The organism is Rhodococcus sp. IEGM 1354 (assembly GCF_030056855.1).
Classification (GTDB): domain Bacteria; phylum Actinomycetota; class Actinomycetes; order Mycobacteriales; family Mycobacteriaceae; genus Rhodococcoides.
This window is the reverse complement of sequence record NZ_JASHKT010000007.1, coordinates 235849-247006: the sequence shown is the minus strand read 5'-3', so window position 1 is coordinate 247006 and position 11158 is coordinate 235849. Positions and strand designations below refer to the sequence as shown.

At 65.1% G+C, this 11158-nt stretch carries 9 protein-coding genes; 8 read left to right on the top strand and 1 reads right to left on the bottom strand.

Annotated elements, in window-relative coordinates; genetic code table 11:
• Positions 1-47 precede the first annotated feature (47 nt).
• The 6 genes from QM588_RS17405 (at position 48) to QM588_RS17380 (ending at position 8484) form a co-directional block, all read left to right on the top strand.
• The gene (locus tag QM588_RS17405; RefSeq protein WP_222090632.1) at positions 48-1031 is read left to right on the top strand and encodes a cation diffusion facilitator family transporter; all 984 of its coding nucleotides are present in this window, start codon (positions 48-50) and stop codon (positions 1029-1031) included.
• Between the two features lie 121 nt (positions 1032-1152).
• A complete protein-coding gene (eat, locus tag QM588_RS17400) occupies positions 1153-2607 on the top strand; it encodes an ethanolamine permease (protein WP_283315137.1) in 1455 nt (484 codons plus the stop codon).
• Positions 2604-4016 (top strand): ethanolamine ammonia-lyase subunit EutB, encoded by a 1413-nt coding sequence (locus tag QM588_RS17395; protein ID WP_283315136.1) that lies wholly within the window; start codon positions 2604-2606, stop codon positions 4014-4016. The genes eat and QM588_RS17395 overlap by 4 nt, the downstream gene beginning before the upstream one ends.
• Complete coding sequence (gene eutC, locus QM588_RS17390) at positions 4013-4819, top strand: ethanolamine ammonia-lyase subunit EutC (protein ID WP_283315134.1); 807 nt, start codon at positions 4013-4015, stop codon at positions 4817-4819. Before QM588_RS17395 ends, eutC begins: the two co-directional genes overlap by 4 nt.
• 52 nt (positions 4820-4871) lie before the next feature.
• Entirely contained in the window at positions 4872-6488 is a 1617-nt protein-coding gene (locus QM588_RS17385; RefSeq protein WP_283315133.1) for an AMP-binding protein, read from the top strand.
• Positions 6489-6519: 31 nt separating this feature from the next.
• Positions 6520-8484 (top strand): acetoacetate--CoA ligase, encoded by a 1965-nt coding sequence (locus QM588_RS17380; protein WP_283315132.1) that lies wholly within the window; start codon positions 6520-6522, stop codon positions 8482-8484.
• Here the strand turns inward: QM588_RS17380 and QM588_RS17375 are convergent.
• Positions 8460-8894, bottom strand: a complete 435-nt coding sequence (locus QM588_RS17375; protein ID WP_027496292.1) for an acyl-CoA thioesterase — start codon at positions 8892-8894, stop codon at positions 8460-8462. The two genes, QM588_RS17380 and QM588_RS17375, sit on opposite strands and share 25 nt — an antisense overlap.
• A 76-nt stretch (positions 8895-8970) precedes the next feature.
• Here QM588_RS17375 and QM588_RS17370 point away from each other — a divergent pair, with 76 nt between their 5' ends.
• Together QM588_RS17370 and QM588_RS17365 are read left to right on the top strand one after the other, a co-directional pair.
• Positions 8971-10428, top strand: a complete 1458-nt coding sequence (locus tag QM588_RS17370) for an amidohydrolase (protein WP_283315130.1) — start codon at positions 8971-8973, stop codon at positions 10426-10428.
• 80 nt (positions 10429-10508) lie between these two features.
• Entirely contained in the window at positions 10509-10934 is a 426-nt protein-coding gene (locus QM588_RS17365; RefSeq protein WP_283315128.1) for a PPOX class F420-dependent oxidoreductase, read from the top strand.
• Positions 10935-11158 lie beyond the last annotated feature (224 nt).

The following is an 11158-nucleotide window of genomic DNA, read 5'->3' as shown; positions in this document are numbered from 1 at the left end:
GGCGGCACATAGCCGCACCACTGCGCACAGCGCATACAGTGCGAACGATGAAGAGTTCATCGAAACCGCCCGCCGGTGAGGGCGGCGACAGCCTGCGCACCGTGGTGATCGCGTTCGTCGCCAACCTCGGTGTGGCCATTGCCAAGACGTTTGCGGCGGTGTTCACCGGATCGGCGTCGATGGTCGCCGAAGCCGCGCACTCGTGGGCCGATACCGGCAACGAGATCTTCCTGCTCGTCGCCAATCGCCGCGGCGCGCGCGGCCCGGACGACCGACGGCCGCTCGGGTACGGCCGGGAGACGTATTTCTGGTCTACCCTCGCCGCCATCGGTTTGTTCGTCGCCGGTGCCGCGGTATCGGTATGGCACGGCATCACGTCGTTGCTCGCCGGCGAGTCGAGCAGTGAGAACTACCTCGTCGCCTATGTCGTGCTCGCCATCGCCTTTCTGCTCGAGGGCGTGTCCTTCCTTCAGTCGGTACGGCAAATTCGCGGCGAGGCAGCGCAATACGACAAGGACTTTCTCGATTACGCCTTGGAGACCTCGGATCCGACGCTGCGGGCAGTGTTCGCAGAGGACAGCGCGGCTCTGATCGGCATCGTGATCGCCGGTGCAGGAATCGGTTTGCACCAGCTCACCGGTTCGGCGGCGTTCGACGCCATCGGCTCGATTCTGGTGGGCGTTCTACTCGGGATCGTGGCGTTCGTGCTGATCGATCGAAACCGCCGATTCCTTACCGGGGAGCCAGGATCGAGAGCATTATGGAACGCGGTAGTGCAGCGAATCGAGCTACTCCCCGAGGTGGCGTCGGTCCGGTTCGTTCGCATCGAGTTCGTCGGTCCCAAACAGATCTACGTGGTGGCGAGTGTCGATCTCGTCGGTGATTTCGCAGAATCACGCATCGCGCACACGCTCCGGCGGCTGGAGCGTGAGCTGGAAACCAACAGAGCTGTGGTGGACGCAGTACTGACAGTCGCAGAACCGGACGAGGGAGATATCGGTGACGTGAATGCGGTTGCACAGCAGCCGTAATTCGCCCGTCATTCACCGATGACACCCCGCTTACATCACGGACCTATCGTGAACCGGTTCGCGCGCCCCACACACCCGAATGGGCGTCCCCTCGCGAGGGACCTGGTACGAGAGGCTTGCAATGTCCGTGAAAGATCCACAGTCGCCTCACCCGAAGTCCGGCTCCCATGACAGTACGCAGGCTCACGTCGAGGGCGGTGACTATCTGGCCAAGCGGACTCTGAAGAAGGGGACGGCGGGCTGGGTGCTGCTGGCCGGCCTCGGTGTCAGCTACGTCATCTCCGGCGACTACTCCGGCTGGAACCTGGGCCTGGCCGAGGGCGGCTTCGGCGGTCTGCTCATCGCCGCGATCCTGATCGCGGCCATGTACCTGGCCATGGTTCTCGGGATGGCGGAGATGTCGTCGGCGCTGCCCGCGGCAGGCGGCGGCTACACCTTTGCCCGTCGTGCTCTCGGACCGTGGGGCGGATTCGCCACCGGTACAGCGATTCTCATCGAGTACGCCATCGCGCCCGCAGCGATCGCGACGTTCATCGGTGCCTACGTCGAATCGCTCGGGTTGTTCGGCATCACCGACGGGTGGTGGGTCTACCTGTTCGTGTACGCACTGTTCATCGGCATTCACCTGTCCGGGGCCGGTGAGGCACTCAAGATCATGTTCGTCATCACCGGCATCGCGTTGGTGGGGCTCATCGTGTTCGCCGTCGCCGCCATCGGCCAGTTCGACGCGAGCAACCTCACCGACATCGCACCGACCGACGCCGCCGGAGCCTCGGGCTTCCTACCGTTCGGGTACCTCGGCATCTGGGCTGCAGTTCCGTTCGCCATCTGGTTCTTCCTCGCCATCGAGGGTGTGCCGCTGGCCGCCGAAGAGGCCAAGGATCCGACCAAGAACGTGCCGCGCGGCATCATCGCCGCCATGGGTGTTCTGCTCGTGACCGGTGCCGTCGTGCTGTTCCTGGTGACCGGTGCAGGCGGAGCCGACGCCGTCAAGGAATCCGGGAATCCTCTCGTGGAGGCCCTGGGTGACGGCACGGCGAGCAAGATCGTCAACTACATCGGCCTGGCAGGTCTGGTCGCGTCGTTCTTCTCGATCATGTACGCGTACTCACGCCAGCTCTTCGCGCTCTCTCGCGCCGGATATCTGCCGAAGACACTGTCCATCACCAATTCTCGTAAGGCCCCGACACTCGCGTTGATCGTGCCCGGCGTCATCGGATTCCTGCTCTCTCTGACCGGCCAGGGCGGAATGTTGCTCAACATGGCCGTTTTCGGCGCGGCACTGAGTTACGTTCTGATGATGGTCAGCCACATCGTGCTTCGCCGTCGGGAGCCGAACATGGACCGCCCGTATCGCACGCCGGGCGGCATCGCGACCACCGGATTCGCATTGGTCGTCGCGGCACTCGCCGTCGTCGCCACCTTCGTCGTCGATTCCACTGCGGCACTGTGGTGTCTGGCAGTGTTCGTCGCGTTCATGGCCTACTTCGGTATCTACAGCAGACATCATCTGGTCGCCAACTCGCCCGACGAGGAGTTCGCCGCACTGGCCGAGGCCGAGGCCGAACTGGAATGACGACCTACACCCAGCAGGTATCCGGGACCACCTACACGTTCGACGGTCTGGTCGACCTGATGGCCAAGGCGACGCCGCTGCGATCGGGCGACGAATTGGCCGGCTGCGCGGCCGAATCCGATGCCGAACGAGCTGCCGCGCAGTGGGCGTTGTCCGAGGTCTCCCTCGATGTCTTCCTGCACGATCTGCTCGTCCCGTACGAAACCGACGAGGTCACCAGGCTCATCATCGATTCTCACGATCGCATCGCGTTCGGGGCCGTCTCGCACCTGACCGTGGGAGGTCTGCGGGATTGGCTGCTGCAGGTGACCGCGGGGCCCGATGCGGCCGCGACACTGCGATCGGTCGCAGCCGGACTGACACCCGAGATGGTCGCGGCGGTCAGCAAGATCATGCGGAACCAGGATCTGATCGCGGTGTCTCGGGCCGCGCAGGTGACGTCGGCGTTCCGGACGACGATCGGCCTACCCGGGACTCTCACCACGCGTCTGCAACCCAACCACCCGACGGACGATCCGCGTGGCATCGCCGCGGCCACACTCGACGGACTGCTCCTCGGGTCGGGTGACGCGGTCATCGGGATCAATCCCGCGACCGACTCACCTCAGGCCACCGCCGATCTGCTGCATCTGCTCGACGAGATCCGGCAGCGTTTCGAGATCCCGACGCAGTCGTGTGTGCTCTCGCACGTGACGACGACGATGGAATTGATCGACAAAGGAGTTCCGGTCGATCTGGTGTTCCAGTCCATCGCGGGAACCGAGGGTGCCAATTCGAGTTTCGGCGTGAACATTCCGTTGCTGCGCGAGGCCAACGAGGCCGGAAGATCGCTACACCGCGGAACCGTCGGGAACAACGTCATGTATCTCGAAACGGGGCAGGGTTCGGCGCTGTCGGCGGGAGCGCACATCGGCACCGGCGGCCGGCCCGTCGATCAGCAGACCCTCGAGACGCGCGCGTACGCGGTGGCCCGCGATCTCGAGCCGCTGCTGATCAACACCGTCGTCGGATTCATCGGGCCGGAGTACCTGTACGACGGCAAACAAATCATCAGGGCAGGCCTCGAAGATCATTTCTGCGGCAAGCTGTTGGGGCTGCCGATGGGCGTGGACGTTTGCTACACCAATCACGCCGAGGCCGATCAGGACGACATGGACACGTTGCTGACCTTGCTCGGCGCTGCCGGCGTCGCATTCGTCATCGCAGTGCCGGGAGCCGACGACGTCATGCTCGGCTACCAGTCCCTGAGCTTCCACGATGTGCTCTACGTGCGACAGGTCCTCGGTCTGCGGCCCGCCCCGGAGTTCGAGTCGTGGCTCTCGCGACTGGGGATGGCGGATGCGGACGGCCGAGTCCTCGACGTCGATGCTGCGGGATCGCCGCTGCGGGCCTTGATGAGTGCGCGATGAGTACGCCTGCGGAACGACCGGATTTGCGAGTGGAGCCTGCGGAACGACCGGAAGCAGAGTTCTGGGGCGAGTTGCGGGCGAGTACCCAAGCCCGAATCGGACTGGGACGCATCGGCGATTCGTTGCCGACGACGCGGGTGCTGGAGTTTCGCTCGGCGCACGCCGCCGCTCGAGATGCGGTGCACATGCCACTCGAGGTCGACGAGTTCGTGCGTCGGGTGGAGCAGGTGGGGCTCGGTACTCCGTCGGTGGTGACGTCCCTGGCCACGAGCCGGGCCGAGTATCTGCGTCGTCCGGACCTGGGTCGTCAGCCGAAGGATCTGTCGGCGATTGCGCACTCCGAGGACGAGATAGGCATCGTGCTGAGCGACGGATTGTCTCCCCGGGCCCTGGCCGATCACGGTGTCGCCATGGTGGAAGCCCTGAAAGACGAGCTTGCCGAACGGTATTCGATTGCTGCCCCGGTCGTTGCGACCGAGGCCCGGGTGGCGCTCGGTGATCACATCGCGGCGGCGATGGGCGTGCGCACGGTACTGGTTCTCATCGGGGAGCGGCCCGGCCTGTCCGTCGCGGACAGTCTCGGCATCTATTTGACGCACCTCCCCAAGCCCGGTCGTACCGACGCCGATCGCAACTGCGTCTCCAACATCCACCCGCCCGAGGGGCAGGGGTACGCGCAGTCGGCCCGCATCGTGGCAGGTCTACTGGCCGGAGCCAGGAAGCTCGGACGGTCCGGCGTCGCGCTCAAGGACACCTCGCGCGCCGAGGTGCTCGAGGCCGCCGAGGTCATCACGCTGGAGTAGGACCCCCATTCGGGGGTAGCTGGCCGTGACCGGCGTCACTACCGTGGGGCTCATGGACAGTTACGCCCGCGGCGATTCGGACACAGCGATACTCGACGACACGATCGGCCGAAACCTGCATCGCACCGTCGAGCGGCACGCCGATCGCGATGCCCTGGTCGATGTGGCATCGGGACGACGGTGGACCTACTCGGAGTTCGCGGCGGATGTCGAACTGTTGGCGGCGGGGCTCCTCGTGGCCGGTGTGCACGTAGGCGATCGGGTAGGGATCTGGGCACCGAACTGCCCCGAGTGGACGCTGGCGCAGTATGCGACGGCGGAGATCGGGGCAATTCTGGTCAACATCAATCCGGCGTACCGCTCGCACGAGCTGCAGTTCGTGTTGAGACAGGCGGGTGTCTCGGTGTTGTTGTCGGCGACGGAATTCAAAGGGTCCGATTACGCGGCCATGATCGACGACGTGCGACCGGAGGTGACAACTCTGCGCGAGGTCCTCTTCATCGGGAGCATCCAGTGGGAAGCAATGACCGATCGAGGGCACCGAGCGTTGGCGAAGAGTCCGCAGATGGTCGCCGACGTCTCGAGCACACTCCGCACGGACGACGCGATCAACATCCAATACACCTCGGGTACAACGGGTTTCCCGAAGGGTGCGACGCTCAGTCACCGCAACATTCTGAACAACGGCTTCTTCGTCGGCGAGCTCTGCCACTACACCGAGAACGACAGGGTCTGCATTCCGGTGCCGTTCTACCATTGCTTCGGCATGGTGATGGGCAATCTCGCGTGCACCTCGCACGGAGCGGCGATGGTCATCCCCGGTCCCGCGTTCGACCCGGTGGCGACCTTGACGGCCGTGGCCGACGAGAAGTGCACCTCGCTCTACGGTGTGCCGACCATGTTCATCGCCGAGCTGGCACTGGAGAACATCGGCGAATTCGATCTGAGCAGCCTCCGTACCGGAATCATGGCCGGATCACCCTGTCCCACCGAGGTGATGAAGCAGGTCATCGAACGTATGGGAATGAGTGAGGTGTCGATCTGTTACGGCATGACCGAGACGTCGCCGGTGTCGTTGCAGACTCGCAGCGACGATTCGATCGAGCAGCGCGTGTCGACAGTGGGTCGTGTGGGACCGCACCTCGAAGTAAAGATCGTCGACCCGGTTCTCGGTGACACACTGCCTCGGGGTGAGGCGGGTGAACTGTGCACCCGTGGCTATTCGGTGATGGTCGGTTACTGGGAGCAGCCCGACAAGACCGCGGAGGCCATCGACAGCGACGGGTGGATGCACACCGGCGACATCGGGGTCATGGACGGTGACGGCTACGTCGCGATCACCGGGCGCATCAAGGACATGGTGATTCGCGGCGGCGAGAACATCTATCCCCGCGAGGTCGAAGAATTTCTCTACACCCACCCCGACATCCTCGACGCTCAGGTGATCGGTGTGCCCGACGAGAAGTACGGCGAGGAATTGATGGCGTGGATACAGCTCAGAGACGGTGCGTCGCCGTTGGATTCGGACGCGGTGCGGCAGTTCTGCGACGGTCGTCTCGCGCATTACAAGATTCCGCGCTACGTGCACGTCGTCGACGAGTTCCCGATGACCGTCACCGGCAAGGTGCGCAAGGTCGAGATGCGTGAACGCTCGCTCGGATTGATCTGAACCCAGCCCTTCGGCTGACATACTGACGTCCATGACGAGTGCGCTGTGGACGCCCACCGATACCGATGTCGAGCACGCTCGGGTCACCGAATTCTCGAGGTTCGTCGAGGCGCGCCACGAGGTGACGCTGCCCGACTACGCAGCGTTGTGGCGGTGGTCGATCGACGACATCGAATCGTTCTGGACAGCGGTGTGGGACTACTTCGACATTCGCTCCACCACCGAACCGGAGTCGGTGCTCGAGGGCCACGGTATGCCGGGGGCGCAGTGGTTCCCGGGTTCCGAGCTGAATTACGTCGATCAGGTCGTCCGCCACGCTCGCGGAGATCGGGCCGCCATCGTTCATGCCTACGAGGACGGTTCGACGCGGACCGTCACGTGGTCCGAGACGATCGCCCAGGCCGGTGCGTTGGCGGGCACCCTGTCCGACGCGGGCGTCCGGCGCGGCGACCGCGTCGTCGGATACCTGCCGAACGTACCCGAGGCGGTCATCGCCTTCTTGGCGACAGCAAGTCTGGGCGCGGTGTGGGCTGCGTGCGGGCAGGACTACTCGGCGGCGGCAGCACTCGACAGATTGGGACAGCTCGATCCCGCGGCGTTGATCACCGCGTCCGGGTACGTCTACGGAGGGGCTTTCCGCGACAAAGGTGCGGACGTGAACACTCTCGCAGAGGGATTGCCGACGGTACGCACGGTGGTCACGATCGGCGACGCTGCGGGAGCTGTGGGGACCGCGGGGACGGCATTGAGTTGGGCGGACGCGACCGCGACACCGCGCGAGCTCGCTCCGGTCGCAGTGCCGTTCGATCACCCGTTGTGGGTCGTGTTCTCGTCGGGGACGACGGGACGGCCCAAGGGGATCGTGCACGGCCATGGTGGCGTGCTGCTCGAGCATCTCAAATCCGTTGCACTGCACTCGGATCTAGGACCCGACGATGTGTTCTTCTGGTACACGAGCCCGAGCTGGATGATGTGGAATTTCCAGGTGGCCGGCCTGCTCGTCGGGGCCACGATCGTGTGCGCCGACGGAAATCCCGCGTTCCCGAGAACGGACGCGCTGTGGAGCATCGCGGCCGCGCAGGGCGTGACGTACCTCGGTACGAGCCCCGGGTACGTCCTCGCGTGCATCAAGGCGGACGCACACCCCGGTGCCGATCATGATCTGTCGGCCCTACGCGCCATCGGGATCACCGGGTCGGCGATGCCCGCGACGTCGTCGATCTGGTTGTCGGAGAACGTCGGAGCCCACGTACCGGTGTTTTCGATCTCCGGTGGTACCGACGTGGTGTCGGCGTTCGCCGGGGGAGTGCGGACCGTACCGGTCCGGGCGGGCGAGTTGTCGGTCCCGTTCCTTGGCGTCGCGCTCGACGCCTACGACGAGGCAGGCAACTCGGTGCTCGGCGCAGTGGGCGAACTGGTCGTCACCGAACCGATGCCGTCCATGCCGGTGCGGTTCTGGAACGATCCCGACGGAACCCGTTATCGGGACGCGTATTTCGATACCTATCCGGGCATCTGGCGGCACGGCGACTGGATCACCGTGACCGAACGCGGCAGCGTCGTCGTGCACGGTCGTTCCGATGCGACGCTGAACCGCAACGGGATTCGAATGGGAAGCGCCGACATCTATCAGGCCGTCGAATCTCTCGACGAGGTCACCGAGGCCCTGGTGCTCGGCATGGAACAGTCCGACGGGGGATACTGGATGCCGCTGTTCGTGGTAATCCCGGACGGGCTCACCACGGAGCTACGCGAGCGCATCGTTGCCGTTATCAGGACACAGGCGTCCCCGCGGCATGTTCCCGACGACATCGTCGCCGCGCCCGCGATCCCGCACACTCGGACCGGTAAGAAGCTCGAAGTGCCGCTCAAGAAGATGTTCCAAGGCGCTGCCGCGGCAACCGCTCTCGACACCAGTGCCGTCGACGATCCGGAGGCGGTGCGCTGGTTCGCGGACCGCGCGGCAGAGTATCAGCGAGTCCAGCGCGCGAGGTAGGCCTTCTCCTCGGGCGCGATCCGGCGCAGAGTCTCCGCCCCGACGTCGACCATCGCCATGCGGGTGGTCGCCACCACCGCAGGCGGCGAATCCGGTGCCGCGCCCGCTGCCCGCACCTCGTAGCCGATGGTGAAATCGACCGCTCGCACCTTCTCGAACCAGAGTGTGACGTCGAGCGGACCGTCGGAGTGCCGGAGCGGCTTCTTGTACGCGATGGTGACGTTCGCGATCAACGCACTCTTGATCAGGCTTTCGTTGGCCTCGCCCTCGCTGAGCAGCCATTCGATGCGCGCCTCCTCGAGCAGAGTGACCATCCGGGCGTGATTGATGTGCGCGAATGCGTCCATGTCCGACCAGCGCACCGTGACGGTCGCGTGATATCCGACGGGGTCGGTCCGATCTGTCTGCATCGCAACAGGCTCTGTCTTCATTGCTAGAGGATGGCATGCGCGCCTGCATCGGGGGCAACGCTCTAGAGTCCCAGGAGTGATTATCGCCAATGTCGCACTGGATGATTCCGGCGTGCTCTTCGACATCGAACTCGTCGACTCGGTCATCGGGTCGATCACCCCGGCCGGTAGCGATCGCACCCGCGGCGGCGAGGTCGTCGACGGGGCCGGTGGAGTGGCCCTGCCGGGTTTCGTGGACAGTCATGTTCATCTGACGCAATGGGCAGCGGCGCGGCGGCGTATCGATGTCGGGCCGGCATCGTCGGCGGCCGATGCCGTGGCACTCGTGTTTCCCTACGCGCGAACAGCAGGCGATTCCGTCGTGCGCGCCAACGGGTTTCGGGACGCGCAGTGGACCGACGAACCACACAAGGATCTGCTCGAGAACGCGCTGCCCGGTGTCCGTGTGGCGTTGACGAGCATGGACCTGCACACGCTGTGGCTGAGTCCGGCGCTGCTGCGCGATCTCGGTATCGACCATCCCACCGGAGTGCTTCGTGACGTCGACGGTCTCGAGGCCGTCATGGCCCTGGAGGCATTGGAGGACCCGGCCGAGTTGGACCGAGCGGTGCTCGACGCCACCGCGGCGCTGGCGGTCCGCGGGGTGACCGGCGTCGTCGATTTCGAGTTCGCGGACAACCGGACGGTCTGGGATCGGCGCCTGTCGGCCGGATCTCCCGCGGTGCGCGTCGACACCACGGTGTGGCCGCAGTGGCTCGACGAAGCGCTCGATCGTGGGGAGCGCACCGGCGACGTCTCGGCCGTCTCGGACATGATTCGGCGCGGACCGCTCAAGGTCATGCTCGACGGCTCGCTGAACACCAGAACGGCCTGCTGTCACGATCGCTACCCGGGCGTCGACGGTGACAACGCCTACGGACTGTTGCTCGAGACACACGACGGACTGTACGAACTCGTCTCTCGCGCAGCTCGCGGCGGCATCACCTCTGCTGTCCATGCGATCGGTGACCGGGCGAACGGCGTTGCGCTCGATGCGTTCGAGCGGGCCGGTTGTGGAGGTCGTATCGAACACGCGCAGCAGCTCGTCCCCGAGGACATCGCACGCTTCGCGGCGCTGGGCGTTGCGGCGTCGGTGCAGCCGCAGCACGCCATGGCCGACCGCGACATCGCCGAGGATCTGTGGGCAGGTCGACGCTCGGTGGCCTACGGCTACGGATCGCTCCATCGAAGCGGTGCCACGCTGCTCTTCGGTTCCGACGCTCCGGTGAGTCCACCGGAGCCCCTGGGAGGCGTCGCGGCGGCGGTATTCCGAACCGACGACCACCGGCCGCCCTGGCATGCCGAGGAATCGGTTCCTCTCGGCGCGGCACTGCAGGCGGCGAGTGGGGGCCGTGGTGCGCTCCGCGTCGGGGACGTCGCGGACATCGTCGTTCTCGAGGAGCACCCGGCCCATCGCTCAGTGCACGATCTCGCCGACATGGAGGTGCGGGCCACGATCTGCGCCGGTCTGCTCACCCACGTCGGCCCGTCGTAGCGTCGGCGATCGAGCGGCACGTTCGGGCCGAGTCCGTCGGTGACGTGAACCTGTCGGTCCGGCCGAGTAGCGTCACTTAAATGACGTCTTTCACCGATCCGCGCGTGCGAGAGTTTCTGTCCGCGGGTACCCGCACCGGAAAGGTCGGCTACCTCGCTTCGGACGGACGGCCCCTGGTCGCCCCGATCTGGTTCGTCGTCGAGGACGATTGCCTCGTGTTCAACACCGGGGCCGATACCGCCAAGGGGCGCGCGATCCGCAGGGATCCTCGGATCGTGTTGACCGTCGATCTCGAAGAGCCGCCGTACGGGTTCGTGCAGGTGCAGGGCGTTGCATCGATCGACGAGGATCCCGGAGAACTGGTGCGTACGGCTACCGAGATCGGTGCGCGGTACATGGGCCGCGACAGAGGGGAGGAGTTCGGCAGACGCAACGGAGTTCCGGGCGAATTGATCGTTCGTTTGGTACCTACCAAGGTGATTGCCGCTTTCGACATGACGGCGTGACAACCGAAGAGCTGTGCGCGTGCGGGCCTGTAGATTGACCGGGTGCCGAATCCAGCCACCGGTTCTGCACGGACGTGGGTGGGTGCTCTCGACGCGTGCTGGGAATGTAACGGTCCGCCCCATCTCGACGGATATGTACTGAAAGGTAACTTCCGAGTTGTTCATGGTGAGAAAATAGAGATCGACGTAGTCAGCTTGCTCGATGTGTTCGGTGCCCATCGTTG

What these genes read in the sequence shown, in the direction of transcription:
- QM588_RS17385 (WP_283315133.1), top strand. Translation starts at nt 4,872, where the DNA reads ATGGACAGTTACGCCCGCGGCGATTCGGACACAGCGATACTCGACGAC.
- QM588_RS17405 (WP_222090632.1), top strand. Translation starts at nt 48, where the DNA reads ATGAAGAGTTCATCGAAACCGCCCGCCGGTGAGGGCGGCGACAGCCTG.
- eutC (WP_283315134.1), top strand. Translation starts at nt 4,013, where the DNA reads ATGAGTACGCCTGCGGAACGACCGGATTTGCGAGTGGAGCCTGCGGAA.
- QM588_RS17365 (WP_283315128.1), top strand. Translation starts at nt 10,509, where the DNA reads ATGACGTCTTTCACCGATCCGCGCGTGCGAGAGTTTCTGTCCGCGGGT.
- QM588_RS17395 (WP_283315136.1), top strand. Translation starts at nt 2,604, where the DNA reads ATGACGACCTACACCCAGCAGGTATCCGGGACCACCTACACGTTCGAC.
- eat (WP_283315137.1), top strand. Translation starts at nt 1,153, where the DNA reads ATGTCCGTGAAAGATCCACAGTCGCCTCACCCGAAGTCCGGCTCCCAT.
- QM588_RS17375 (WP_027496292.1), bottom strand. Translation starts at nt 8,894, where the DNA reads ATGCAGACAGATCGGACCGACCCCGTCGGATATCACGCGACCGTCACG.
- QM588_RS17380 (WP_283315132.1), top strand. Translation starts at nt 6,520, where the DNA reads ATGACGAGTGCGCTGTGGACGCCCACCGATACCGATGTCGAGCACGCT.